Below are 26754 nucleotides of genomic sequence, written 5' to 3' on the forward strand. Positions count from 1 at the left end.
TGACCTAGAAGTCAAAAAGAATACACATGGAAATATGTCGAAATACAAGGAGGTCTCTTGATTACTTTTTTGCTCAATCAGGAAATAAGACGTGAAGACAGTCTGTCACCTAACATGACAGTGCTCAACTACCTTCGTACCAAGATAAATAAAACGGGTACAAAAGAAGGTTGTGGGTCGGGCGACTGTGGCGCATGTACGGTAGTTCTCGGTGAAGTGGTTGATGGACAACTGCAATATCGCTCGGTGAACTCCTGCCTTACGTTCGTTTCAGCGCTGCATGGCAAACAACTGATCACGGTAGAAGATCTGCAAAATCGAGATCGCTCATTGCACCCAGTACAGAAGGCGGTGGTTGATTTTCACGGTTCACAGTGTGGTTACTGCACGCCGGGCTTCATCATGTCAATGTTCGCGCTAGGCAAAAACAAACCCGATGCGAGCAAAGAAGACGTCATGGAATCACTGGCAGGTAACCTATGTCGCTGTACGGGCTACCGACCAATTGTTGATGCCGCGATGTCGCTTTCAACAGACCAACCTTTAATCGACCAATTTGCTGAGCTTGAACGCAACACCATCAAGAAGCTAGAAAGTATTCAAGACACCGAGGCCAACTTACGCCTTGGTCACCTCACAGCTTTTTCCCCGAAAAGCACCGATGAGCTGGCCAAGCTTTTTCAAGCCCACCCGAACGCTAAGCTGGTTGCTGGCGGTACGGATTTAGCATTGGAAGTGACGCAATTCCATCGCGAGATTGAAACACTGATCAGCGTAAACCTTGTTGAAGACATGAAGGTATGTGAAGAGACAGACACCGACTTAATCATTGGTGCCAACCTTCCAATCAGTGACTCTTACTCACTACTGAAAAAGCACTACCCAGATTTTGGTGAGCTACTGCATCGCTTCGCTTCATTGCAAGTACGCAACCAAGGCACCATCGGCGGTAATGTAGCCAATGCTTCGCCTATCGGTGATACCCCTCCTCTACTGATTGCCCTGAACGCGAAGATCAAACTTCGTTGCGGCGACGAGTCACGTACCATGCCGATTGAAGACTACTTCATCAGCTACAAAGTGACGGCGCAAAAAGAGAGTGAATTCATTGAACAGATCATCATTCCTAAGCCAACCAACGACAGCTTCCGAGCTTACAAATTGTCTAAACGTTTAGACGATGACATCTCTGCGGTATGTGGTGCGTTCGATATTCAAATTGAAGATGGCAAGGTTTCTTACGCTCGTATCGCCTTTGGTGGTATGGCTGCAACGCCTAAGCGCGCGGCGCGTTGTGAAAACACGTTATTAGGCAAACCGTGGACAGACGCTAATATTAAGTTAGCGATGCAGGAACTGTATAACGACTTTGAACCGCTATCTGATTTCCGTGCAAGCCAAGAATACCGTTCATTGTCGGCGGCCAATATGTTGCGTCGTTACTTCATTGAACAACAGAACAAAAACAACCAAATCGAAACAAGGGTAACGTCTTATGTCTAAATCAAATTCCTCTGTTCACAAGAGCAATGCGATGACTCACGAAGAGATGGTTACCATTGCAAAACAAGACCTAAAAACTGGCGTAGGTAAAAGCGTTAAACATGACAGTGCAGCCAAGCAAGTCACGGGCGAAGCGGTATACATTGACGACCGCCTAGAGTTCCCTAATCAGCTGCACGTTTACGCACGCCTGAGCACTCAAGCACACGCCAACATCACCAAGATAGATTTATCACCGTGTTACGAATTTGAAGGTGTGGCAATTGCTATCCAAGCGAAAGACGTACCAGGTGAACTGGATATTGGTGCAATCCTACCGGGCGACCCACTGCTTGCAGATGGCAAAGTAGAATACTACGGCCAACCTGTGATTGCGGTAGCAGCTAACGATCTAGAAACTGCACGCAAAGCCGCGCACGCAGCCATTATTGAATACGAAGAGCTACCAGCGATTCTTGATGTCAAAGAAGCACTGGCAAAAGAGCACTTCGTGACAGAGAGCCACGCTCAACATCGTGGTGACTCGAAAGCCGCATTGGCAAAAGCAAAGCACGTGATCTCTGGTGACCTAGAGATCGGCGGACAAGAACACTTCTACCTAGAAACTCAAATCAGTAGCGTAATGCCAACCGAAGATGGCGGCATGATCGTCTACACCTCTACACAAAACCCAACCGAAGTTCAAAAACTGGTTGCGGAAGTGATTGGCGTGCCGATGCACAAAGTCGTGATTGATATGCGTCGCATGGGTGGTGGTTTTGGTGGTAAAGAGACTCAAGCAGCCTCTCCTGCCTGTATGGCAGCGGTGATTGCCCACCTTACAGGTCGACCGACCAAAATGCGCCTGCTGCGTAACGAAGACATGCAACAAACCGGTAAACGACACCCGTTTTACAACCAATACACCGTCGGTTTTGACGACTATGGTGTGATTCAAGGTGCCGACATTACCGTTGCAGGTAACTGTGGTTACTCACCAGATTTATCAAGCTCTATCGTCGACCGCGCGATGTTCCACTCAGACAACGCTTATTACTTAGGCGATGCAACTGTGGTCGGTCACCGATGCAAAACCAATACAGCGTCGAACACCGCTTACCGCGGCTTTGGTGGCCCGCAAGGTATGATGACCATCGAACACATCATGGACGAGATTGCGCGTTACCTGAAAAAAGATCCTTTGGAAGTACGTAAGGCGAACTACTACGGCGAAGAAGGCCGTAACGTAACCCATTACTACCAAACCGTTGAAGACAACTTTTTACCTGAGATAACCGAACAGCTTGAACGCAGCAGTGACTATCACGCACGTCGTAAAGAAATCGCTGAGTTCAACAAGCAGAGCCCTATCTTGAAGAAAGGTCTTGCTATCACACCGGTGAAATTCGGCATCTCGTTTACTGCGACTTTCTTGAACCAAGCAGGTGCGCTTATCCATATCTACACCGATGGCAGTATTCATTTGAATCACGGTGGTACGGAAATGGGGCAAGGCTTGAACATCAAAGTGGCACAAATCGTGGCACAGGAGTTCCAAGTCGATGTCGAACGTATACAGATCACCGCTACAAACACAGACAAAGTTCCGAACACATCACCAACCGCAGCCTCATCGGGCGCCGACCTCAACGGTAAGGCCGCGCAAAACGCCGCAATAACCATTAAGCAGCGCCTGATCGATTTCGCTTCTGCACACTTCAAAGTGTCCCCAGAAGAGGTGGTGTTTAAGAATGGCATGGTGCAGATCCGCGATGAGATCATGACCTTCAACTCATTTGTTGAACTGGCTTGGTTTAATCAAATTTCGCTATCAAGCACTGGCTTCTATCGCACTCCGAAGATCTATTACGATCACCAGAAGGCGCGTGGTCGTCCGTTCTACTACTACGCCTATGGTGCTTCTTGTTCAGAAGTCATCATCGATACCCTAACCGGTGAAAACAAGATTCTGCGTGTTGATATTCTGCATGACGTGGGCGCTTCATTGAACCCGGCGATTGATATAGGCCAAGTCGAAGGTGGCTTTGTGCAAGGTGTCGGTTGGTTAACAACGGAAGAGTTGGTGTGGAACCAGCAAGGCCGCTTAATGACCAACGGCCCTGCAAGCTACAAAATCCCTGCGATTGCTGATATGCCGATTGATTTCAGAACGCACCTTTTGGAAAACCGTAGCAACCCAGAAGACACAGTCTTCAACTCGAAAGCCGTGGGTGAACCGCCTTTCATGTTGGGTATGTCGGTATGGAGCGCACTGAAAGATGCTATCAGCTATGTCGCTGTCGATGGCGCGATTCCTAAGCTCAACACACCTGCAACGCCAGAACGCATTCTGATGGCGATTCAGGAAGTCACTGAAACGGCTCCAACTTCGGTCGATGCTCAATCAGAAACGGCTTAGGGCTCATATCGCTCGTTTAGCGTAGGAAATACAGAAGGGATTTAGGAGGACATATGTTTAAGGATAATTGGATTCACGAACTGGCAAAACTGGAAGAGAACTACGAACCATGTGTGATGGTGACAGTGCTTGAAGACAGAGGTTCCGTTCCACGTGATGCGGGTACCAAGATGCTTGTCACTCGTGACCGAATCATCGCTACGATTGGTGGTGGTCACCTTGAACATGTGGCCACTAAAATGGCGCGCGAGATGCTGATTGCCAGCGAAAAATCACTCAAAGTGGAACGCTTCAACCTAGGTGCTCGTTTAGGCCAGTGTTGTGGCGGTATGGCTACATTGAGCTTTGAACCAATAGGCACTCAACAGAATCACCTTGTGTTGTTTGGTGCAGGCCATGTGGCAAAGGCGCTGCTGCACATTGTTGCGACCCTGCCCTTCCGTGTGACCTGGATTGATGAACGCGAAGAAGTATTCCCTGAAACGCTGCCACACGGTGTGAAGAAGCTTGTCTCAGACGATCCGGTTGGCGAAGTGAAACACATGCCACCGAACAGCTATTACCTCGTGATGACGCACAACCACCAGCTCGATTTTGACCTAACTAAAGCCATTATCGACCGTGAAGACAGCCGGTACTTTGGCATGATTGGTTCTCTGACTAAGCGCAAGAAGTTCGACTTCCGCTTAGAGCAGCGTGGCTACAGCCAAGAACAAATTGAAACTATGCTTTGCCCTATTGGTATTAGCGCTGTGAATGGCAAACACCCTGCGGAAATTGCGGTATCGGTTGCAGGTGAATTGATCGCACACTATCAAGGCCAAGCACTTGAACAAAAGCGCCCAACCAAACACTATCAAAATCAGGATTTGACCGATCAACACAGTCAACCAAGCGACGTAGGCGAACCACCATTGGAAGAGAAGATCGCCTAACACAAGTCGCAAAGCTTCAGTGGCCATAACGTCGCTGAAGTCATTAAAAGGAAGTAAACATGACAATCCAACGCAAAGCTTATCGCGCCAGTATTTTACACAGTGTCGCCGACCCAAAAGATGTCGGTATCGATGAGTCTTACGACTATTTTGAAGACGGTGTTTTAGTGGTTGAGAACGGCCATGTCGTCGACTTGGGCCCTGCCGACGAGGTATTAGCTCGCCAACCTAAAACACTCGAAGTAAAAGAATACAAAGACAAACTGATCACCTCTGGCTTTATTGATACGCACATCCACTACCCTCAAACAGGGATGATCGCGTCTTACGGTGAGCAGCTTCTTGATTGGTTAGAGAACTACACCTTCCCAGAAGAAAAGCGCTTCAAAAACCCGGTTTACGCACACAAAGTGGCGAAGTTATTCCTAGACGAATTGGCAAGCAACGGCACCACCACTGCACTCGTATTTGGCACGGTACACAAAGAGTCCGTCAACGTGTTCTTTGAAGAAGCCGAGAAGCGTAACCTACGCATGATCGCGGGTAAGGTATTGATGGATCGCAATGCGCCAGACTACCTCACCGATACTCCAGAATCAGGCTATGCAGACTCAAAAGAACTTATCGAGAAATGGCATAACCGTGGTCGCTTGCTTTACGCCGTGACACCTCGTTTTGCGCCAACCAGCACACCAGAACAACTTGCTACTGTCGGTAAACTGCTAGAAGAATACCCAGACGTGTACATGCACACTCACCTTTCTGAAAACGAGAAAGAGATCGAGTGGGTGAAATCGCTGTTCCCAGAACGCGACAGCTACCTAGATGTGTATGACCACTATGGCTTGCTGCACAAACGTTCGGTATTTGCTCATGGTATTCACCTTTCTGATTGTGAATGTAAACGCCTTGCCGATACTGAATCTGCCATCGCCTTCTGCCCAACTTCTAACCTTTTCTTAGGCTCGGGTTTGTTCCGATTACCAGAGATGGAAGATCACGGTATTCGTGTCGGCGTGGGTACTGATGTAGGCGCAGGCACCAGCTTCTCAATCCTGCAAACAATGAGTGAAGCGTACAAGATCATGCAGCTACAGCATAAGAAGTTGCACCCGGCTAAGTCGCTGTTCTTGGCAACACTAGGCGGTGCACGTTCGCTGCATTTAGAAGACAAGATTGGTAACTTGGAAGTGGGCAAAGAAGCGGATTTCGTGGTGTTGGATCTACACGCAACTCAGCTGATGCGCTTTAGAATGGAACAAACCACCAAGCTTGAAGAGAAGCTATTTGTACTAATGAGCTTGGGTGACGACAGAACCGTTAGCGAGACTTACATCTACGGCGAAAAGGCCTACGATGTGAACTTCAAAGATTACAAGAAGCTCGTTAGTTAGGCTTAAAACCGAGTAACAATCGCTAGGCAGCGACAGCCGTCGTTAATTATATAATCCGTCCAGATTTATCTAGCCTTGAAAGACCAGTTGCTGATGCCACTGGTCTTTTTTGTGCTTCATTCAAAGAAATATAAATTAACCGCTCACAGACAACGATCTTCGGTGACGCCAAGTCATTATATTGATAGGTTAATGTTTATACATTTCGACTTCATACTTCACTTTAGCGTCTCTCTAAAACATTCGTTTCTCAGCTAAATGGAAGCACTCAATCTAGAAAGGAATTCTATGTTCGAACAGGTCGTCAGCATTCTGTTTCCCGTTTTTGCTTTAGCCAGTGCTGGCTTTGCGGTGGGTCGTTGGCTCAAGCCCGATTTCAAACCGATCAATCGCATCAACATGGATGTGTGTATTCCTGCGCTAGTGTTTGCATCGCTGACCACCATGCCTCTCGACACAGAACAACTGCCACTCATCACCGCCTCTTTGGTCGCGGTGTTGGTACCTGCTTTATTGATGATTCCAATCTGTAAGATCTTTAAGCTCAACTTCAAAGCCTGGGCTCCGCCACACATGTTTCGTAACAGTGGCAACCTCGCGATTCCTCTGTTCACGTATACCTTTGGCGAGAGCGCATTAGCCCCTGCGGTACTGCTGTTTGTGGTGTCGGCGTGTGTGCACATTAGTGTTGGTTTGGCGCTATTAAGCGATGGCAATCCGATCAAGCAGATCCTCAAGATGCCGATCTTCTTAGCCGCCGCATTAGCGATGACGCTCAACTTATCTGGCATTGCAGTATGGAATCCAATCTACGAAGCCACATCGCTACTTGGCCAAGCTGCCGTGCCAATCATGCTATTGTCGCTGGGCTCGCAAATGGTTAACTTGAGGCTAAGTGGGTTAAAGGTTGGCTTGCTGTGTACGGCCCAATCGCTGTTTACTGGCGCCATCGCCTTTACCATCATCTACTTCTTTATTCCGCTACCAACACTGCACCTGCAAATGATGGTGCTGTTCACCATGCTGCCACCCGCCGTGATGAACTACCTGTTCGCAGAACGCTTCAATGTCGAGCCACCCAAGGTCGCGTCTATGGTGTTGTTCGGTAACTTCCTGAGCGTGGTTACTTTGCCTATCTTGCTGTCTTTCGCGCTGTCTTTATCGAACTAATTATTTGCACATTTATCCAATTTGAGCTCTGCGGTCACTTTCGTCAAACGCAACGCAATTGCGAAGCAGACTAAGTAAGGACTCACATACCAGAAGATGCTTTCTAGTGGCTGCTTCACCTGCGCTTCTCTGGTTTTAATGTATTGGTTCTTCTGTTTTTCATACTGACTCAACATGCCACTTACCCACACGGCGTCGCTTTCCACCAGCGATACGCTAGGTGCAGGAACCGTGAAATCAGCGGCGTTGGGCAACAGAGTGAAATCGACATCTTTGAATGTGATAGCCGTGTTCAAATACCACAAACACGCCTCATGGTGCTGTCCGTGAGAGTCCAAAGACGGCTGACCTGTACAGATGTCGCTTCTTAATTTATCCAAAGAGAACTGCTGAACCGATTCTAAAATCGCCACCGCTCTGGTTTGTTCCGTTTCAACCCAATCACCCGCTACTTTCGCACGAATCTCAGACACTGCACCCAGCATGCCGATACCCGCGAGCAGCGGCCATAAATAGTCCATCAATTTCCATTTGCGTCGGCTCAAGTTGAAGCCACACCAAATTGGAATATGTAAGATGAGCGTTAGCCCTAGTGATAGCAAAACGAAATTCAAGGAGCTAGAGAGCATGAGTTCGCTATCGAAGAAGTGCTTCATAATGAGTTACTTGCCTGTATGACAAAGAGTAAATTGATACTAGGTTCGATATTTGAAAAGAGTGTAAGGGGAAAGTAAAAACAGCACTAAAAGTTAAAATTTGGATGAATAACATCCAATTAAAACGTGTCGTTATTTCAAAGCCAACACATGCTCGATAAAAGCCGACTTCTTTTCACGGTATTCATCTTGTGGCCAACCTTCACAAGCAATTTTGAGGGTGTTGTATTGCTGAACTAATGCCGGATTCGCACGTAGTTTGTCACGAAACCGTAGAAAGCATTCGAACTCAGAACCATTGGCGACCACTTGCAACGCCACATCGTCCCCAGATGTAGACTCCAACATACACAGTTCTGGCGTTCTTAAGGTATCGAGTTTCTCTTTAAAGCCGAGTGTCGTGAGTTGTGCAGCGGCGTACTCAAGTTCACTCGATTCAATACCGACGAATATATCCAAGTCGCCTTTAGATACTGCCGATGGAATCGAGGATGCGCCGACATGCTCGACTCTCGCAGTAGGGAGTAGCTTCTTAATATCACGTTCATATCGAGCAAACATTTCATGACAAGCAGCTTGGTATTGTTCAGCAGGGTAGAATTTCATACTTCCTCACTTCTATGGCTGGCTCTGAGCATTAAAAACTATTGAACACACCGATAGTTATTAGAAATAACGCAATGCTAATCGCCCCGATATAAGAGATTCTGGTTCGCTCTTTTTCAGTTGGAATCAATGGGGGGAAGCGCCCTAATGTGAATACCTTACAGACTATCCAGCCAGAACCGTAACCAATGAGCTCAATCAAAAACGACTGAAGCAGATACCTAAAGAATGAGCTCAATGCCCTAAAATACGCAACTATTAAGTCTTCCATTTTCTGTCCTAAATAAGATCAATTTAGAACAGAAAATGCCATGGGTAGGGATTCATACCAAGAAGCTTTACTATACCTGTTATGGTTAAACTCCCTTCAAAGCGGTTACATTGAGTACATTATACGATTACTTAACTAAAACATCATGACGCTAAATCTGAACCCAATAATAAATCAATCCCTGCTTCATTGATTGAGTATTGATATACGCCATTCCCCCAACTATCATGCTCGATGGTTTTTTCAATATAACCAAGACGTTCCAATTTAATTGCAGCCAAACTGATTAAACTATCTGACTCGTGAACATCATTACAAATCTGGAAAAAGTCCAAGCCATCAGGGCGAGATGTGTGTGATGAAAGAACAACCGATAAGAATTTTAGATCTACTGTAGTAATAGGATAGTTTTTAGAGTTAACTTCCAACACCGTGTTAGCTTTCAGGGATTCTCTATTCAATAAACCTAACCTTTTAACTTCAGCCTTAACTAATGAGCAAGCTCTATTTGTTGCAGAAACAAGATCATCATCACTCCGATTAGCTTCATAATCTGCCGGCATTAAGCCAAGAAGATCTGTTGGTAAATGCATTTCTTGATTTCGAGGTTTAATAAAAAATGTACGCTCTTTCCCGATAGCTCCTACAAATAAACCCATTTCAAAAAGCACATTATCCCGCACAACATGTTGCTCTCGACTTCTTATCATAGCAATGTCATCCGGAGCAAAAATAAATAACGCGAAATCAACAGAAGATGACTTTGCAACTAAGTCATCAACACTAGTGGAGGAAAGCTTAAAAGTGCCATTTTTCCAAATAGTAACCTCAAATTCATGATCTAGATTGACATTAATAGCTTCTGCCACATCCAAACTTTCTACTGAAGACGCTATAAATATTCTAGGTTTTCTCATTGAAAACACCTTAAAAAAGCAATTAGCTGCATATAATATAGCTTGGCATATTATTACTCAAACACTGAAAACACTCTAAGTGACATATACACACATATGTAATTAACTAAATAGTATTTCTACGTTTCCTTTGCTCCAAAAACAAAAAGCCCCGGTTATAGGAACCGGGGAAACAGGGTGGGATGAGTTTGGCGCGTGCCCGTAAACCAAACTCTCCCCAAGCCTCACCTAAGACTCATGCTCTTAGGTAAAGGATGCTGAGTACTGTTATTGCAAAGTACGGTTATTGAAGCGTAGCGCCTTGCTCTACCCAAGTGCCGATAAGTGCGCGTTCTTCATCAGTCATTTGAGTCATATTGCCGAGCGGCATCACCTTAGTTGTTACCGTTTGAGCAACAATTCTTGGGACGTTGGCTTTAATCTCTTCTGGCGTATCAAACATCACACCACCTGGCGCAGCAGCAAAAGCAGCATGGCTAGGGGTTGATGAGTGACACACAGAGCAGCGCTCTTGAATGACTTTGTTGATGGTTTCAAAGCTGACGCCTGCACTCGCAGATTGCGTTGCGTGTGCTGGAGCCTGTTGAGCATCTGTCGTTGGTGCAGCAGTGCTGCTCGCAGCAAGTTCTTCTGGAGCCAATTCTGTCGCGCTCACTTGCGCTTCTTGAACCACTGGCGTTTGCACAACCGGAGTCATCTGTTTTTTCGCGTAAGGTGAGGTAACAAACGCGAGAGTAATCATACCCAATGCCGCGACTGGCACGGTCCATGCAAACTTCTGACTACCATGACGGGTGTTGAAGTAGTGACGCACCAAGATGCTGAAGATCGCTAAGCCAGCAAGGATCAACCAGTTGTATTCCGAGCCATAAGTGCTTGGGAAGTGGTTACTGATCATGATGAACAGCACTGGCAGTGTCATGTAGTTGTTGTGACGAGAGCGTAGTAAACCTTTCGCTGGCAATGCCGGATCCGGTTCGCGTTTCTCTTCAATCGCTTTCACCAAGTTGCGCTGCGCAGGCATGATAACGCGGAATACGTTACCCACCATGATGGTACCAATGATGGCACCCACGTGGATGTAAGCACCACGCCCACTGAACACTTGAGTTAGGCCATAGGTTGCAGCGACGAGCAGCACAAACAGCACAACGCCAAGCAACACAGGGGTTTTACCTAATGGCGAGTCACACAGTAAATCGTAGATAAACCAACCAGCAACGAATGAACCAATACCAATCGCGATTGCCGTTGTTGAATCAAGGCCAGAGCCCGGTGCAATCAGGTAGATCTCAGCGTTGAGGTAGTAAACGACACCCAGTAGACACACACCGGTAATCCACGTGAAGTAGGCTTCCCACTTGAACCAATGCAGGTGCTCTGGCATTTCTGGTGGTGCAAGTTTGTACTTCTCTAGGTGATAAATACCACCGCCGTGAATCGCCCATAAGTCGCCTGAAAGGCCCGTTTTAGGGTTAACTCGGTTAAGGTTGTTCTCTAGCCAAACAAAGTAAAATGATGCGCCTATCCACGCAACACCAACAATCATGTGAATCCAGCGAATCGCTAAATTCAACCACTCTGTAACATGCGGATCCATAATAAACTCCTGTATCACAACGCTTTAGTTAAGCGTTGCTCTTCCTTGTTGTTTTCCTTTGGCAGATCGTCCAAATGCAATGCCACTCGGTCGCTGTCGAAATAAACTTCATCACAGTTGTGTCCTTCTCCGCCTCTATCGACAATCAAGAACTGGTCTTGATCGGTGAGCGCGAGAACTGGGTGATGCCACACCCCTTTGTGATAGTTCACTCCTTGACGGCCGTTGCTCAAGAAAGCTCGGCTATTGGCTAACGTTGGGTTATCGCCTTTTGGTGCAACAACAATTAAATAGGGTTGACCAAGTAATGGAACGAATGCCTGAGAGCCAAGTGGATGACGCTCTAACATTTTGATGGTCAGTGGGTAACTCAACGGTGTGGCCTGGAAGATGCTGATGATCGCTTCTCCGTCTTGGTCTTGTACATCCGTTGTCGCTAACTTGTGGTAGCGACGTGTTGATCCACTGTTGATCATGAAGAAATCACTATTATCGGACTCGATAACATCGCCAAACTCAGCAAAAGCCTGCTTGGTTAACGGTTCGATTGATAAACGACGTATTCCATTACTCATACTCATTTCCTTACCTATTTCGCTTTCGTACCAAATAGACGCAAACGGCTGATACCACCATCTGGGAATATGTTTGCACGTACGTGGGTAATCGCACCAAGGTCGTTTACCTCAGAAATGAACTCGTGAATCTCGTGCGCTTGCAGCTTTTGTGCTGGCAAGAGTTCGCGCCAGAATAGGCTTTGTGTTTCTACTTGGTCGTCGGTACCGCCTTTCACGTAAGCCGCTTGAATTGAGCAGCTGTCAGGGTAGTTACCTTTGAAATGAGCAGTATCCACGACGATACGTTCGATGTTGCCTGGGTGGCCTAGTGCCACGATAACCCAGTCATTACCCGGCGTACGACGACGCGCTGTTTCCCAACCGTCACCCATGTTTTCACCGCGGCCTGGGCCTAAGATGTTAGCTTTGTTGCCGTAGTGCTCATCGCTACATGCGAGTGCTCGGCCACCGTGTTCAACCGATGCTAGGTCAACTTGTTGCTGAGAATCTATTGCTTCCCAATCGACACTTGGTCGGCCATAAACACGTAAGCGCGCGACACCGCCGTCTGGGTAGATGTTCAAACGTAGGTGCGTAAATACTTGGTCGCTTTCAATCGCTTCAAGATGATGATGATCACCTTGTAGCGCCATTGAAGGCAGAATTTCTTGCCACTCTGTTGCGTCCGTTGGTTCACCTTGTGGTGAATAACACGCGTCAATTGATGCCGAAGGTGGGAAGTTACCTGTGAAGAATGAGGTATCAATATCAACGCCAGCAATGGTGCCAGCTAGGCCAAGGCGAACGACACAGTGGTCATAACCTTCGCCACGTTTACGTCTGCTTTCCCAACCGTCCATCCACTTGCCGTTATCGTCGTATAAGTCGTCTTTCCACTCTGGCGCTGCGTGGCTGAGTAGACGGCTTTTATCGGCGAAAAAATCGTCTGTTGCGAAGGTAGCTTCTGCGCCGAGTTTTTCGTCTGCAAGGTTTATGAATTGTTCAAATGTTTGGGTCATGTCCGTGTAATCCTATCCAATTAATCAAGTAATAATAAAATGAGAACTTAGTGGCTTATGCTTTATTCAATAAGGCTTTGATAAACAAAGCTCTTGGCTCACTAAGACTGGGCTGAGATAGCTGTTAACTCCGTTAACTTACATATCCCAGAGACGAAACATCGCGATCTTGTTGATCTCTTGAATCGCCGTAGCAAACTCAGTTTCACTATCATTTCCTAATCGCATCTCGAACGACTCAAGAATTTGGTAACGATTGGCTCCCTTCACCGCCATGATAAAAGGGAAATTGAAGCGACTTTTGTAGCTGTTGTTGTAAGAAGTGAATTTTTCAAATTCTTCGGCGTTGCACTGGTCGATGCCCGCCCCCGCTTGTTCTTTGGTCGACGACTCGGTGAGTTCGCCGTTTACTGCTGCTCGACCGGCTAAATCCGGGTGAGCGTTGATCAAAGCCAACTGTTTGCCTTGGTCTGCACTTAACAAGATCGATGCCATTTTCAGATGAAGATTCTCGATATGGTCGTCTTCGGCATTCAAACCTTGGTCATACACCACTTCTGCAACCCACGGGCTGTGTTCGTAAACATCAGCAAAGTGCGCGACAAAGGTATCGCGGTCCATGGTTGTTGGTTGGCATGATCGAAATTCTGTCACGTTAAGCCTCCTTGCTTCAATGCTACTTTTGCTGTTGATGAATAGCGTTATTTGGTTGATAAGGATGATGCTGGAGCCAGTGGTTGGCGATATCGATTCGACGACATAACCACACGCTGTCGTGCTGTTTTACGTAATCTAAGAAACGTCTTAATGCAGCAATACGACCGGGGCGACCAATCAGACGACAATGCAACCCAACCGACATCATTTTCGGCGCTGTTTCGCCTTCCATATAAAGAGTGTCAAACGTGTCTTTTAGGTATTGGAAGAACTGCTCACCAGAGTTGAAGCCTTGCGCGGTTGAAAAGCGCATGTCGTTCACATCGAGAGTGTATGGGATCACCAATTGCGGATGACCAGTCTCGGTGTGCCAATAAGGTAGGTCATCATCATAGGCATCAGAGTCGTAAAGAAAACCGCCCTCTTCTGCAACCAAGCGACGCGTATTTGGACCCGTTCGACCTGTGTACCAACCTTGCGGGCGCTGACCCGTCACTTGTTGAATGATCTCAATCGCTTTGGTCATGTGATCGCGCTCTTCAGACTCATCAATGTATTGATAGTCGATCCAGCGATAACCGTGGCTACAGATTTCGTGCCCCGCTTCGACCATAGCTTTCGCTACGTCTGGGTGACGCTCAATGGCCATAGCGACCGCAAACACAGTCAGTGGAATTTCATATTCATCGAACAAGCGAAGAACACGCCACACACCCGCTCGGCTACCATATTCATAGATGGATTCCATGCTGATGTGACGTTCGCCTTTGATCGGTTGTGCTGACGGGATCTCTGAGAGAAAGGCTTCAGATTCGTCGTCTCCATGTAACAAACAACGCTCACCGCCCTCTTCATAGTTCAATACAAAAGAAACCGCGACGCGCGCATTACCTGGCCATTGAGGGTTCGGAGGATTCGCTCCGTAACCGATCAAATTTCTTGAATAATCCTTATTCATCCAAGTACTCCTAACATAAGTGGTTGGCTTAGCCGCTGTTTAGCTGGTTCATCAATATGATTCTTCTATTGGTGATTCCGCTGTTGGTTATTTCAAAACCGAGCAACCTTACCCCTGTACATTTATTGTATACAATTATTTACCTCAATGTAAAGATTTTGTTATTCAAGTTAAATTTGAGCATCGTTACCAATTAAAAACAATAACTTAACAAAACCAACACTCGCAAAAAAACGATAATCAAGATCTATAAATTCAGAAAAAACGATACAATGGTTAACATTTTTCCAACAATTCTCTTTACTAATTGTGTACAGTTCGTACATAGTTAGTGATAACAAAGTGACCAGTTACACTCTTTGCAAGGTCGAAACAGACAGATAAACCACGGAACAGAGGAGCGCCAAAAGCGCTATTAAAGGACTATGGGAAGATTAACAACACACGTATTAGACACGACTCACGGCTTACCGGGCACAGAGATCAAAGTAGATCTTTATAAGGTCAATGAAGACTCAACAGAAAAGCTGGCGACGGTGATCACTAACTCCGATGGCCGAACCGATGCGCCGATTCTGGCAGGGAATGATTTCCAACCGGGGAAATATCAATTGGTGTTTTACGTAGCGGATTACTACAAAAGCAAGGGTGTGGAATTGGATGGCGTGCCTTTCCTAGACGATGTTGTTATTCGCTTTGGTCTAGATGATCCAGAAGCGCATTATCACGTTCCTCTTCTCGTCTCACCTTACAGTTTCTCAACCTATCGGGGCAGTTAGTCTCGTGACCTAGAGCTTTGAACTAGGCTCACCGACAAATATTAAGCAGATTAGTGCGTGCATCTAAAATGATGCGCGCTCAGTAGGGTCTGTTGGCCTTTCGAGCTGATTTTTGCAGCGCTTTGTGGAAAATTTCTACAAGGCAGAGGCTTTGATGTGTAGCTAGCCTACATGAGAAGCCGATAACGCAGTAGAAATGAACCACAAAGGCTGCCCGAAGGGTTCGGCTAGAATCGTTTTATGCTTTGTTAAGAAGTATTTACTTAGAGTGACTAGGCTACATACTCCTTGCCGCGCCTAAAACGATTCTATCTCGAACAAAATTTAACCGCGAAAGGTCAACAGACCCTCAACACGCTCATATAAAAATACTAACAACGTTATTAGTTAGATAGTTGATGACTAAACAACAGATAACTAAAGAAATAACGGCTAGGAAAAAACCTTAAAACTTAATATTGAAATCTCGCTGTATTCAATAAATGGATCACAACATAAAAGGACTTGCTGACATGAGTGAGAGTAAAACAGAAATACTCAACCAAGACGCGAATAACGGAATTTTAGAGAAACTCTTTAAAATTAAGGCCCACGGAAGCAGCGTGAAAGATGAATTAATGGGGGGTGTGACTACCTTCGCCACTATGGCTTACATCATCTTCGTTAACCCACAAATTATGGCTGCGTCAGGCATGGATGCAGGGGCGGTATTCGTCGCAACCTGTATTGGTGCTGCGATCGGTTGTTTGTTAATGGGACTATTTGCGAACTGGCCTGTCGGCCTTGCACCGGGCATGGGCTTGAATGCCTTCTTCTCATTCACGGTAGTAAGCGAAATGGGCTACACCTGGGAAGTGGCGTTGGGTGCAGTGTTTATCTCCGGCATCTTGTTCGTCGGGATGAGTTTCTACAAGGTTCGCCAATGGATAATCGAAAGTATTCCGGTGAGTCTGCGTTATGCCATGACAGCGGGTGTTGGCCTATTCTTAGGTCTAATTGGCCTTAAAACAGCGGGCATCGTCGTCGAAAATCCAGCGACTTTGGTTTCTTTAGGGGATTTTACTAAACCTGAAGCTCTACTGGCCGCTATCGCCTTCTTGATCATCGCGGTACTCAGTGAGCGTAAAATATTTGGTGCCGTGTTAATCGGAATTTTGAGTGTGACTCTGGTCGGCATGATGCTTGGCTTAGTGCATTACAACGGCTTCTTCGCGGCTCCACCAAGCTTAGCGCCTACATTCCTAAAAATGGACATTATGGGCGCTCTCGATGTTTCAATGATCAGCGTTATCTTGGCTTTCCTTTTCGTCAACATGTTCGATACCGCAGGTACTTTGATGGGCGTGGCTGAGCGTGCAAATCTGACGAACCCTGAGACAGGCAAGATCGAAGGACTAAGCAAAGCGCTGAAAGCCGACAGTATCTCAAGTGTGGCAGGTGCGTGTGTGGGTTGTCCGCCAGTCACCAGTTACGTAGAAAGTGCCGCAGGCGTTGCAGCAGGTGCGCGAACTGGCCTATCTGCAATTGTGGTTGGCGTGTTGTTCTTAGCGGCGATTTTTCTATCGCCACTTGCAGGCATGATCCCCGCTTACGCAACCTCTGGCGCGTTGATTTACGTGGCGTTCGTGATGATGAGCAGCATGCAGCACGTCGACTGGAAAGACTTTACCAACGGCGCTCCAGCAGCGATTACTGCTCTGATGATGCCACTGACCTTCTCTATCGCCAATGGTATCGCACTGGGTTTCATTACCTACACTGTGCTGAAATTGGCGACAGGCAAAACAAAAGACATCTCAATTTCGATGTACTTCCTAGCGGCTATCTTCATCGCCAAGCTAGTATTCATCGGTTAACCCTATAGCTCCTGAGCAGTCGCTTCTTGATTGCTCACAGCGTTGCTTGGCTCGTTCGCAAGCCAAGCAACAACATGATTTTTAAGAAAGCTAATTGCATTGATGACGAGAGAGCATAACCCCTACCGATTCCGTGCATCTTTTTTATGACCCTACGCAGTTTGTAGAAGTCATTATTTGACCGCCAATCGCCTGTAAACGGAAACGCAGGCAGAGGAATATCAAATGAAACTTCTGTACACCCTAAATGAAAGACCGCCTCACGGCTTAACCTTCCTACTCGCTTTACAGCACATGCTCGCCTCGATTGGTGGCATCGTCGCTGTTCCCCTCATTGTCGGCGCTTCTATCGGCCTACCTAACACAGAGATCGTCTCGCTGATCAATGCGGCGCTACTAGCGTCAGGTATTGTGACCGTCGCTCAATGTCTCGGTTTTGGCCCTGTTGGCATTCGACTGCCCGTGGTTATGGGTTCGAGCTTTGCCTTTTTAGGTGTCGCTATCTCAATCGGTAACGAAGGTGGTGTCGCCGCTATCATGGGCTCGGCGCTTATCGGCTCGTTTGTCGTAATTGGTGCCAGCTTCTATATGGACAAGGTTCGGAAGCTGTTCCCAACCGTGGTAAGTGGTGTTGTGGTTACCCTAATCGGCTTAACCATTTTACCGGTTGCCATGAATTGGGTCGGAGACTCCCCAGCCAATACCGAACAATTCGCCACGCTACCTAAACTGTTTCTAGCACTGGTCTCTTTGGGGATTGTGGTTGGCGTATCGGTTTACTGTAAAGGCGCGGTTGCCGCTTCAGCTATCGTGATTGGTTTAGCTGGTGGTTACATTGTGGCGCTGTCGCTCGGCATGGTCGACCTTGAACAAATCAGCTCTGCCGCTTGGGTTGGCGGACCTGAACCCTTCAAATATGGCTTTACCTTTTCTGCCAGTGCCATCATCAGCATGAGCTTGGTGTACATCGTGGTGATCGCCGAAGCAACGGGTGACTTCATGGCGTTGGGCAACAACTGTCAAACCCAAGTCAGCGGTAAAGATCTAAAACGTGGGCTGCTGGGCGATGGCCTTGGTAGTACCTTATCTTCGATTTTAACAGCGATGCCATTGGCGTCATTCAGCCAAAACGTCGGCATTGTAGGTATCACAGGGGTAGCAAGTCGCTATGTAGTGGCTGCAACAGGCGGTTTACTAATTTTAGGCGGTTTATTCCCGAAATTAGCCGCAATTGCCGTCACAATTCCGAAACCTGTTTTGGGTGGTGTAGGTTTCGTGATGTTCGGTATGATTGCCTACGCGGGTATCCGCATGTTGATCAAGGCCGCAGACACCAAGCGAAATGCCTTGGTAATCTGTGTCGGTTTGGCGTCTGGCTTGGCCGTAACTTTCGAACCCAGATTGCTGCAACACTTACCGCATGATTTGGCGAACTTCCTTCACTCGGGCATTACCACAGGCACCATCATGACGGTTCTGCTAAACCTTGTGTTACCAAAATCATCAAAAGCTGAAGAACAAGAAGCGTTAGCCGAGAGCCAAGCGCAAGTTGAGCTAGAAATGAAAGAACAGGCTGAAGAAGAACTACACTCAGACGAGCAATTAGAGATTCAACAAGCAAGTACAGAAGCAGACGTTCAAGCGGCATCAGAAAATCCTGAGCCAAAAACGAACTAGCTGATTCCCTAATTAACTGGTTCACTGACTAGCGTAAAACCGATTTTCACAGAATCAGGGAATGATTAGAGCGTTGAACGTTTTAACGCCCCCTGATTCGAATTTATCTTTCAACAGCAAATACCAATAAAGACCCTCTTCCCTGAAAAGGCTGAGATGGCTAAGGACTACTATGAATGGAAACCATCTGGATTAAGAATCCTCTCGCAATCTACACTGGCTCACTGGCTGATGCAGAAGGCGGTATTGTCATTAAAGGTAATACAATCATTGAGCTGGTTGGCAAACACAAAGAGCCAACCTTACCCGTAGATTACAGCGTCGACGCCTCTCGTCATGTTGTGACTCCTGGGCTTATCAATGCGCACCACCACTTCTATCAAACCCTAACGCGAGCCTACCCCGGCGCACTGAATAAAGAACTCTTCCATTGGCTACAAAGCCTCTACCCTGTTTGGGCTAACCTCGATGCTGAGATGATGAGCCTTGCCACTGAACTGGCGCTGGTTGAGCTAATGATGTCAGGTTGTACGACAGCGTCAGACCATCATTACTTGCTACCAGACGGACTAGAGCACGCCATCGATTTACAAGTCGAGGCCGCAGAGAAACTAGGCGTGAGAGCGATATTCACTCGCGGCTCCATGAGCCTTGGGGAAGATGAAGGTGGACTACCTCCACGACACACCATTCAAACCGAACAGACCATCATTGATGACAGTGAACGCTTAATCCGCGATTACCACCAGCGTGATGAAGGGGCGATGATTCAAATCGCACTCGCGCCTTGTTCGCCGTTTTCAGTCACCACCGATCTAATGAAAGAAACCGCTAAGATCAGTGAGCGTGAGAACGTGATGATGCACACTCACCTATGCGAAACCTTGGATGAAGAAGACTTCTGTATTGAGAAGTTTGGCTTGCGCCCTGTCGATTATCTCGAAGATGTGGGTTGGCTGAACGAACGCACTTGGCTTGCTCATGGTATTCACTTCAACCCAGAAGAGATCAAACGCTTGGGCAAAGCAGGTATTGGCATTAGCCACTGCCCGACGTCCAACATGATGCTGGCTTCCGGTATTTGTAAGAACAACGACCTTGAAGCAGCAGGCGTAAAAGTCGGACTGGGTGTGGATGGTTCCGCCTCAAACGACGGTTCGAACATGATTGCCGAAGTGCGCATGGCGATGTACTTACAGCGCCTGCAATACGGTTCTGCCAATGTTTCACACCTCGATGCACTGCGCTGGGCGACATCGGGCTCGGCACGCGCGATGGGCAGAACCGACACTGGTACGCTAGAGGTTGGCAAACAAGCCGACATCGCAATGTTCAAACTCGATGATATTCGTTTCTCTGGTAGCCACGACCCACTGGCTGCATTACTACTTTGTGGTGCTCAACAAGCGGATAAAGTGATGGTAGCCGGAAAATGGCGAGTGAATGATGGTGCCGTTATTGGCGTAGACATGGAGCAACTGATGCACCGCCACCATGCTGCTGCAATGAAGCTTGGTAAATTGGCGATGAATAACCATTAGTTGAAACACTTGCCCATCAAACACTGCAAGCCAAAGCGAGTGGCTTTGATGGGCAAAACTCCATAAACGTCCGCAATGATTCGAAAACACCCCAAATCATCCCAAATCATCCCAAAAAATGTAAACCTGATGCCTCTCAGTCTATTTATCAATCTATTTCCTAAATAATTTCGACTCAATAAACCAAAAACATAAACCGCCAATAATTAAATAAAACCTAATTTAACTCTATCTAATATAAGATTGACTAATAAAACATTCACTAATAAAAAATCACTCATAACCCCTTCGGTAAATATCAAATAACCCGTACATTATTTGGCACAGATCAAATTTAAAACGTTCGTTCTATTTATATATTCATCAAATTAATCAACAGATTTAGTAATAATACGAATAATGGCGATAATTATATTTTTATCACTTACCACCTTTATGAATAGAATGAAAACCTCTCGAGACCTTTCCATACCTAGCCTGACAAAAGAACCAAAACTAATGATTCAAATATCATTAAATTCAATAGATCAACAAACGATCAATATGAATCCAAATGTGTGACCTAAATAGAACTTTTCATTATAAATCTGCTATAGATTGGCCAAATCTTATAAAAACAAAAAACACATTAAAGAGGTTAATTTTAAAGAACAAAAAATAATCACAAAAATAACAATATTAAAATATTCAATAACCCTTCATAAATATTTAAAAATACCATCTAAATGGTAGGGAATTATTGACTTTGCAAAAAGCTAATAACAAATCTAACAGGGCTAAATAATGAAAAAAATCACAAAAACACTCGTATTATCTTCGATTTCGATTGGGCTACTTTCCTCTTTTGCACTCACTTCTCAAGCAGCTCCAGTTCAAATCAACCAAGCGTCAGCTGAACAAAACATACCTCAAGTCACCTACGACACGATCATCGGTGAAAATGGGGGTTTTATCGATCTAGAGACCGACAATTTTATTCTTAAGCAACAAGAGTGGTATCAAATCCAAGCGTATGTCGAAGGCGCTTTAGCGCTGCCGTTGACAGAAGCCAGTATGAAATCTACTTTAAGTATTCCTAACGACATTCCTTTCTCTAATTTCCAAGCACTGGTTCAGCAATACTCAAATATTCACGATACCGCCTTTTATTGGAAAAAAGATCTTTATCCAAGCATCGTTGGTCTTTCATTAAGCTTGGCCAATTACGTCCAAATTAAAGACTACATGCTTAACCCACTTAGCGATGCTTTGAATGAAATGCTGGCCAAAGCATTCTCGCCGCTCCCGGAAGATATCGAAGCGGTAGAACGCAATAGAAAGGTGGCGATCGCTTACCTGAAAAGCCTGCAGAGTTTTTCCATGAAATACCAACAAGAAGTGTCTGACGTTGGCGGTAACCTATTGGAATTTTCAGCTACATTAGATACACAAAAATTGCAGTTAGATGTATTAGAAGGCACTCACAACGGTTACCTAAGCGATGATGGCAGCGCGCTTCAACAACGAGTGAATGACATCAATGCACGTATCACTCAACTCAACAAAGACTACACTCACTATGTTACGGTCGCCTCTACCGCAGTAACTTATGCATGGTTCCCTCTGGTTGCAGGACCAATCATGGGTGTATACGGCGATAAAGCAGAAAAAGCGCGTAAGCTTCGTAACGAATTACAAAACGAAGTAAAAGAGCTTCAAGAACAGTTAACTTACACACAGAAAATATATAACTCTTATCATCGCTCTTCAGAGAGTATCGATATGATTTCTCAACAAATAGAAAATGCGATTCCACATATTAATAAGCTGAAACTAAATTGGCAGAAAATGAATGCCGACTTTACTTCACTGCTCGTTGCCTTAGAACAAGCCCAGAATAATGCAGACATCATGAAAGACGACGCAATGCTAGGCGCAATAGGCGCTCTTGCCAATACAACGGTTGCAGAAAGTAACTGGAGTAATATTAGTGAGAAAGCAAAAGCGTTCGCAAACAATGCATATATCCAAGAAATGGAATAGTCCATAGACCTCTCGATCATATAAAAACACAAAAAATATAACGCAATAGCCAAAAATATATCTCTAACAGAAAGCCACACCTTATCAAAATTAAGGTGCTGGCTTCTGCTACCCAAAATTTGGCAAATACTAATTTCGACAGGACATCAATATGAGACTTCTACCTATTATTATTTCTCTTTCATTCTCTCCACAGGCTTTTTCTAGCGATTGGCTTGAACTGAACAATTTACCCAATTCAACCGAATACCCAACTTGGGTTCAATCGGCCTATTCCGATGTCGGCGTTCTATCTCGTTCCACATCCGATTTACACATCAACCTCAGTGATTGGATAGCAGAACAAAACCTTTACGTCACTCAACCCTCAAAAATCGTCGTTTTTGCAGATACCATTGAAATTCCAGAGAATTTCAACTTGCTTGTAAACAACCAAAACATCCTTATTTTTGCGCGAAAAATCGTTGGCCAAGGCACGCCGACGTTTGTGCTCGGACAGCAAGGCTCTGCAGCCTCAATTTCTGTGATTGCCGGCGAAATAGAAACACCCATTAATGTGCTCGCTTTCCAAAGCGATGGCAGCATTACACGAGACGCCCTAACAGGAAAAACTGGTGATGGCGAGTCCGTGGTATTGGCAGGAGAACACTACCGAAGAACGACCATTGACTCGAACATTACTGGGCAAATGAAACTGGCTACTGAACCTTTTACAGACATTGTTAATCGCTCGTTTGATATGGCAGCCAGCTTATACGATACCAACCCAAAGCTTAGCCTCGACCTCATCAACTGGATTGAACAAAGCTTGCATTACTCAGGTTCAGTGGTTGAAGACGATCCGATTCTTTCCGACCTTTACCTACAAACGGTCGCGTTCAAGCAATTCATTAGCTTCAGCACCAAAGAGAGCAATTACGTTCCTTATCTCGACAAGGTGTTATATCAAGATAAATACGAAGCCTATTTGAACGCTATGATCGCGTATCAAACTCAATGGGACATTATTCAAGATAGAAACACGGTCATTGAAGACAAGATTGAAGCCGCCAAGTTAGCACTCGCTAACATCGAAGACGTTCTACGCGCTCAGAGTTCGATCATCACACAAACCCAATCCAACATAGACAAGATAGGCGATAGCCTGACCGAGGTCGATAGCCAATATAAAGCACAAGAACTGGTCACTCTCAGTTCAAGAACCACTTATTTAGTTGGTGTCGAGAATTGGAAAACCCAACAACAACTCAATGTGGCTCTAGCAATATTCAAAGCAATAGCCGAAATTGGAAGTGCCGTGAGTGGGGTATTCACAGGCAACCTTTCTGGTGTGAATGACCTAACCGAGCAATTGGCTAAAACACCTGAAGCATTAGAAAAAGCGAAAAACCTCGTCACCAACATCAAGTCCGTCACAGGCATTATTGATAGCGTGACCAAAACGATTTCTGGCATTTCTCAGTTAACCGCGGATATTAAATCAACCATCAAGCTCCAGAAGGTATCTGAAGCTATGGATGGCTTTAACTTCAACATCCCAACCATCAATGAAAGCAATCTGGCGTGGGATTTGATGATCACCGAGATCCGCAGCAACTTAAGATATGCCGATAGCTTAGGTATCAAAGGAGCAAGACAATACCTACTCGAACTCGAAAAGCAGGTTCTGCTCGGTAAGGCAATTAACATCACGCAGCTTAACTTTGCTCACGAGCAAGCGAAGTTGGTAGACCTCTTGCTCACCAATAATGTGACTATCAATCAACAGCAAAGGTTGAACGATGCGATCGAGGGTTATCAAGTAGACACCGACAGCTTCGATTCGATTGAACGTGAACTATCACGAGTATTGATGCACTTCAAGCGTCCGATGTTCGTTGCTTTGTCTAACTATGTTCAGGCGTACGAATATTGGGCATTGAAGCCAAGCGAAGTTACGCCTTCTCTGAATAAAAGCTACTTGGACTACCAATTTGATTTGGCTACTGTCGAAAGTGAGTATGTAAATGCTCTGTCTTCTTTCCAACCAGCACCACAAGATTTCACCATCGACAACTACACCATTTCTAGCCCCGAGCAACTAGAGAGCTTTGCAACAACCGGACAACTAAACTTCACTATTCCATTAGAACAAGTCCAATTGTGTTCGTTTGACCGCGTTAGGCTTTCCACGGTACGAGTGTTCTTAGAAGGGGAAAACTTACCTTATGGCAAGCAACTCAACTTACGAGTTTCCAGTTCGGGTAATTATTTAGACCGATATGAGAACAAGGACTATCAGTTCAGTTCTAACCCTGTTTCACGCGCGTTCTATTACCGCCTAGATGATCCAACCACCAACGATGTTAGCATCATCACCGATGGTGCCGTGGCGAATAAATTCGAATACGCCTACTTCCAACCCACTCCGTTTTCATCATGGAATGTCACGCTCAACAACTTTGATAAAACCGAACAAACGAACAACCAGTACCTAAAAGATGTCGAACAAATTCGCGTCGAGTTCTTAGGTAGCGGTATTCCTAACGGCAACAGTTGCTCTAATTAGCTAAGTACTACTTTAGTTAGCCGAAGCCTTGCTTTAATTAACCAAGCGTCGATTTCATCCAAAGAACCGAGGTTCAAGGAGTAAGGTTCTGGAGAGAGTTCGTAACAAAAAGGCCGACATGATGTCGGCCTTACTTATTCATTCACTCTATTCGATTTTAGAATCAAGTTTACGTCTTAGTCCATCAAACTCTTAGACTTAATCGCCTTCTTAGAAAGCTCTTTGGCAAACGCTTTGATATCAGTTTCAAACTCATCGACACTTTGGCGGATTTCATCCAGTTGAACCGTCTGCATCACGCGGTTTTCCATTACGATTTGACCGTTAACGATAGTGGTGTCGATATTGCTTGGGTTCGCTTGGTAAACCAAAGTCGCGTATGGGTCGTAATTTGGCATCATGTTCGCTGATTGTGTCTCTACAATCACGATATCTGCTTTCTTTCCGACTTCAAGAGAACCGATTTGATCTTCCATGTGCAAAGCTTTCGCACCGCCTAATGTCGCCATCTCAATCACTTGCTCAGGGATCATGATGGTGCGATCGGAATGCTTCAATCGTTGCATGTTTGCTGCGTAACTTAGGGTACGCATGATATCAACTTGGTTTGAGCTCATGGGGCCATCGGTTCCCAAACCAATACGCATATCAGCTCGGTACATTTTCCACGCAGGAGCTATTCCTGTCGCACCTTTGGCGTTCGCCATTGGATTGTATGAGATACCCGCATCAGCCTGTTTCAATAGCTTTTGGTCGTTCTCTGAAAGGTGGATACCGTGAGCAATCACTACACGCTCATCGAGCACACCGATTTCATCCATGTATTCGACTGGTGACGTGGCTTCAGTTTCATCTTTGATACGCTTTTCTTCATTCGGAAATTCAGCAACGTGAATCAGCACTGGCACATCGTATTGAGCCGATAGCTTATTAATTTCTTGAAGCTTATCTTTACTCACGGTGTACACCGCATGTGGCGCATACGCCGGCGTGATTAGCTCATCGTTTTTGTACTGCTCGATAAAGCCTTTGGCATACTCAATCCCACCGTAAGGTTCTTTGGCATCGACCACCGGGAACTTAATCACGGTTTCGCCCAACACGGCGCGCAAGCCAACTTCTTTGGTCGCCTTCGCCATCTCATCCATGTGGTAATACATATCGGCATAAGTGGTCACGCCGCTTTGTGCCAGTTCGATGCTGCCTAGCTTAGTCGCGTTGTAAATCAGTTCACGGCTTAACTTTTCGGCTTCTAGAGGGAAGAAGTAAGCAAACAGACGATTCGAGATGCCCTCTTCCCCTAGGCCACGAAACGCGATCATAGGTAAATGGTTGTGAGCATTGACCATGCCCGGCATGACGATTCCATCTTGAGCATCAATCACTTTTTCTGCGCGATATTGAGTCATTAAATCCTCGTTACCGACTGCGATGATCTGGTCGTTTTTCACCACTACAACGCCATCTTCAATCACATCCATTTTTGAATTGATCGTGAGAACCTGTCCATTGGTGATGATCAGATCGGCGTTGTATGTTTGCGTCGCGACCGTCGAACCACAGCCTGCCAGTAGAACTGCGCTGATGGTGCATGCCAAGCTTTTGAGCGTCATTGCTAAACCTTAATGTTGTGCGTGTAATAAATATAGAAGTCTAATATTAGCTTCTAGCTTTAATAAAAATGAGGTAA

The 26754-nt window shown here is 45.9% G+C and carries 21 protein-coding genes; 11 read left to right on the plus strand and 10 right to left on the minus strand.

Features of this window, described 5'->3' with window-relative positions; translation table 11 throughout:
- The first annotated feature begins 57 nt into the window (after positions 1-57).
- The 5 genes from xdhA (at position 58) to AC3CH3_RS17880 (ending at position 7400) form a co-directional block, all read left to right on the plus strand.
- On the plus strand, positions 58-1503 hold the full coding sequence (gene xdhA, locus AC3CH3_RS17860) for a xanthine dehydrogenase small subunit (RefSeq protein ID WP_488538867.1): 1446 nt from the start codon (positions 58-60) through the stop codon (positions 1501-1503).
- Positions 1496-3901, plus strand: a complete 2406-nt coding sequence (gene xdhB, locus AC3CH3_RS17865) for a xanthine dehydrogenase molybdopterin binding subunit (protein WP_488538868.1) — start codon at positions 1496-1498, stop codon at positions 3899-3901. The genes xdhA and xdhB overlap by 8 nt, the downstream gene beginning before the upstream one ends.
- A 53-nt stretch (positions 3902-3954) precedes the next feature.
- Positions 3955-4836 (plus strand): xanthine dehydrogenase accessory protein XdhC, encoded by an 882-nt coding sequence (gene xdhC / locus AC3CH3_RS17870; protein WP_065206360.1) that lies wholly within the window; start codon positions 3955-3957, stop codon positions 4834-4836.
- A gap of 59 nt (positions 4837-4895) precedes the next feature.
- Entirely contained in the window at positions 4896-6230 is a 1335-nt protein-coding gene (gene guaD / locus AC3CH3_RS17875; protein ID WP_488538869.1) for a guanine deaminase, read from the plus strand.
- 288 nt (positions 6231-6518) lie between these two features.
- On the plus strand, positions 6519-7400 hold the full coding sequence (locus AC3CH3_RS17880; protein WP_488538870.1) for an AEC family transporter: 882 nt from the start codon (positions 6519-6521) through the stop codon (positions 7398-7400).
- Here AC3CH3_RS17880 and AC3CH3_RS17885 read toward each other — a convergent pair.
- The 9 genes from AC3CH3_RS17885 to puuE all read right to left on the minus strand — a co-directional run bounded on the left by AC3CH3_RS17885 (position 7397) and on the right by puuE (position 14641).
- The gene (locus AC3CH3_RS17885) at positions 7397-7921 is read right to left on the minus strand and encodes a hypothetical protein (protein WP_488538871.1); all 525 of its coding nucleotides are present in this window, start codon (positions 7919-7921) and stop codon (positions 7397-7399) included. The two genes, AC3CH3_RS17880 and AC3CH3_RS17885, sit on opposite strands and share 4 nt — an antisense overlap.
- A 267-nt stretch (positions 7922-8188) precedes the next feature.
- Positions 8189-8662, minus strand: coding sequence for a GrpB family protein (locus AC3CH3_RS17890; protein WP_488538872.1), 474 nt, complete (start codon positions 8660-8662; stop codon positions 8189-8191).
- Between the two features lie 31 nt (positions 8663-8693).
- On the minus strand, positions 8694-8933 hold the full coding sequence (locus AC3CH3_RS17895) for a hypothetical protein (protein ID WP_488538873.1): 240 nt from the start codon (positions 8931-8933) through the stop codon (positions 8694-8696).
- 143 nt (positions 8934-9076) lie between these two features.
- Positions 9077-9850: a TIR domain-containing protein gene (locus AC3CH3_RS17900; RefSeq protein ID WP_488538874.1), complete on the minus strand. Its 774-nt coding sequence runs from the start codon at positions 9848-9850 to the stop codon at positions 9077-9079.
- Positions 9851-10133: 283 nt separating this feature from the next.
- Positions 10134-11450, minus strand: a complete 1317-nt coding sequence (locus AC3CH3_RS17905; RefSeq protein WP_488538875.1) for a urate hydroxylase PuuD — start codon at positions 11448-11450, stop codon at positions 10134-10136.
- Positions 11451-11464: 14 nt separating this feature from the next.
- Complete coding sequence (locus tag AC3CH3_RS17910) at positions 11465-12025, minus strand: ureidoglycolate lyase (protein ID WP_488538876.1); 561 nt, start codon at positions 12023-12025, stop codon at positions 11465-11467.
- 14 nt (positions 12026-12039) lie between these two features.
- Entirely contained in the window at positions 12040-13026 is a 987-nt protein-coding gene (alc, locus tag AC3CH3_RS17915) for an allantoicase (protein WP_488538877.1), read from the minus strand.
- Between the two features lie 138 nt (positions 13027-13164).
- A complete protein-coding gene (gene uraD, locus AC3CH3_RS17920) occupies positions 13165-13680 on the minus strand; it encodes a 2-oxo-4-hydroxy-4-carboxy-5-ureidoimidazoline decarboxylase (RefSeq protein ID WP_488538878.1) in 516 nt (171 codons plus the stop codon).
- A 22-nt stretch (positions 13681-13702) separates the two neighbouring features.
- Positions 13703-14641: an allantoinase PuuE gene (puuE, locus tag AC3CH3_RS17925; RefSeq protein ID WP_488538879.1), complete on the minus strand. Its 939-nt coding sequence runs from the start codon at positions 14639-14641 to the stop codon at positions 13703-13705.
- 425 nt (positions 14642-15066) lie between these two features.
- On the opposite strand from puuE, the gene uraH reads away from it, so the two are divergent.
- The 6 genes from uraH (at position 15067) to AC3CH3_RS17955 (ending at position 25064) form a co-directional block, all read left to right on the plus strand.
- Entirely contained in the window at positions 15067-15420 is a 354-nt protein-coding gene (uraH, locus tag AC3CH3_RS17930; protein WP_019824598.1) for a hydroxyisourate hydrolase, read from the plus strand.
- 512 nt (positions 15421-15932) lie between these two features.
- On the plus strand, positions 15933-17276 hold the full coding sequence (locus AC3CH3_RS17935) for an NCS2 family permease (protein WP_488538880.1): 1344 nt from the start codon (positions 15933-15935) through the stop codon (positions 17274-17276).
- A gap of 225 nt (positions 17277-17501) precedes the next feature.
- The gene (locus AC3CH3_RS17940) at positions 17502-18953 is read left to right on the plus strand and encodes a nucleobase:cation symporter-2 family protein (protein ID WP_488538881.1); all 1452 of its coding nucleotides are present in this window, start codon (positions 17502-17504) and stop codon (positions 18951-18953) included.
- Positions 18954-19129: 176 nt separating this feature from the next.
- The gene (locus tag AC3CH3_RS17945) at positions 19130-20494 is read left to right on the plus strand and encodes an 8-oxoguanine deaminase (protein ID WP_488538882.1); all 1365 of its coding nucleotides are present in this window, start codon (positions 19130-19132) and stop codon (positions 20492-20494) included.
- Positions 20495-21277: 783 nt separating this feature from the next.
- Positions 21278-22516 (plus strand): alpha-xenorhabdolysin family binary toxin subunit A, encoded by a 1239-nt coding sequence (locus AC3CH3_RS17950; protein ID WP_488538883.1) that lies wholly within the window; start codon positions 21278-21280, stop codon positions 22514-22516.
- Between the two features lie 151 nt (positions 22517-22667).
- On the plus strand, positions 22668-25064 hold the full coding sequence (locus tag AC3CH3_RS17955; RefSeq protein WP_488538884.1) for a hypothetical protein: 2397 nt from the start codon (positions 22668-22670) through the stop codon (positions 25062-25064).
- 176 nt (positions 25065-25240) lie between these two features.
- Here the strand turns inward: AC3CH3_RS17955 and AC3CH3_RS17960 are convergent, their stop codons facing one another.
- Positions 25241-26677 carry an amidohydrolase gene (locus AC3CH3_RS17960; RefSeq protein ID WP_488538885.1) on the minus strand — a complete coding sequence of 479 codons (1437 nt, stop codon included), beginning with the start codon at positions 26675-26677 and terminating at the stop codon, positions 25241-25243.
- Positions 26678-26754 lie beyond the last annotated feature (77 nt).

The sequence above is a fragment of the Vibrio sp. QJM3NY_35 genome (assembly GCF_057785915.1).

Excerpts from the sequence above, each read along its gene's own strand:
- xdhB (WP_488538868.1), top strand. The coding sequence starts at position 1,496 with ATGTCTAAATCAAATTCCTCTGTTCACAAGAGCAATGCGATGACTCAC.
- xdhC (WP_065206360.1), top strand. The coding sequence starts at position 3,955 with ATGTTTAAGGATAATTGGATTCACGAACTGGCAAAACTGGAAGAGAAC.
- guaD (WP_488538869.1), top strand. The coding sequence starts at position 4,896 with ATGACAATCCAACGCAAAGCTTATCGCGCCAGTATTTTACACAGTGTC.
- AC3CH3_RS17880 (WP_488538870.1), top strand. The coding sequence starts at position 6,519 with ATGTTCGAACAGGTCGTCAGCATTCTGTTTCCCGTTTTTGCTTTAGCC.
- AC3CH3_RS17885 (WP_488538871.1), bottom strand. The coding sequence starts at position 7,921 with ATGGACTATTTATGGCCGCTGCTCGCGGGTATCGGCATGCTGGGTGCA.
- AC3CH3_RS17890 (WP_488538872.1), bottom strand. The coding sequence starts at position 8,662 with ATGAAATTCTACCCTGCTGAACAATACCAAGCTGCTTGTCATGAAATG.
- AC3CH3_RS17895 (WP_488538873.1), bottom strand. The coding sequence starts at position 8,933 with ATGGAAGACTTAATAGTTGCGTATTTTAGGGCATTGAGCTCATTCTTT.
- AC3CH3_RS17900 (WP_488538874.1), bottom strand. The coding sequence starts at position 9,850 with ATGAGAAAACCTAGAATATTTATAGCGTCTTCAGTAGAAAGTTTGGAT.
- AC3CH3_RS17905 (WP_488538875.1), bottom strand. The coding sequence starts at position 11,450 with ATGGATCCGCATGTTACAGAGTGGTTGAATTTAGCGATTCGCTGGATT.
- AC3CH3_RS17910 (WP_488538876.1), bottom strand. The coding sequence starts at position 12,025 with ATGAGTAATGGAATACGTCGTTTATCAATCGAACCGTTAACCAAGCAG.
- alc (WP_488538877.1), bottom strand. The coding sequence starts at position 13,026 with ATGACCCAAACATTTGAACAATTCATAAACCTTGCAGACGAAAAACTC.
- puuE (WP_488538879.1), bottom strand. The coding sequence starts at position 14,641 with ATGAATAAGGATTATTCAAGAAATTTGATCGGTTACGGAGCGAATCCT.
- uraH (WP_019824598.1), top strand. The coding sequence starts at position 15,067 with ATGGGAAGATTAACAACACACGTATTAGACACGACTCACGGCTTACCG.
- AC3CH3_RS17935 (WP_488538880.1), top strand. The coding sequence starts at position 15,933 with ATGAGTGAGAGTAAAACAGAAATACTCAACCAAGACGCGAATAACGGA.
- AC3CH3_RS17940 (WP_488538881.1), top strand. The coding sequence starts at position 17,502 with ATGAAACTTCTGTACACCCTAAATGAAAGACCGCCTCACGGCTTAACC.
- AC3CH3_RS17945 (WP_488538882.1), top strand. The coding sequence starts at position 19,130 with ATGGAAACCATCTGGATTAAGAATCCTCTCGCAATCTACACTGGCTCA.
- AC3CH3_RS17950 (WP_488538883.1), top strand. The coding sequence starts at position 21,278 with ATGAAAAAAATCACAAAAACACTCGTATTATCTTCGATTTCGATTGGG.
- AC3CH3_RS17955 (WP_488538884.1), top strand. The coding sequence starts at position 22,668 with ATGAGACTTCTACCTATTATTATTTCTCTTTCATTCTCTCCACAGGCT.
- AC3CH3_RS17960 (WP_488538885.1), bottom strand. The coding sequence starts at position 26,677 with ATGACGCTCAAAAGCTTGGCATGCACCATCAGCGCAGTTCTACTGGCA.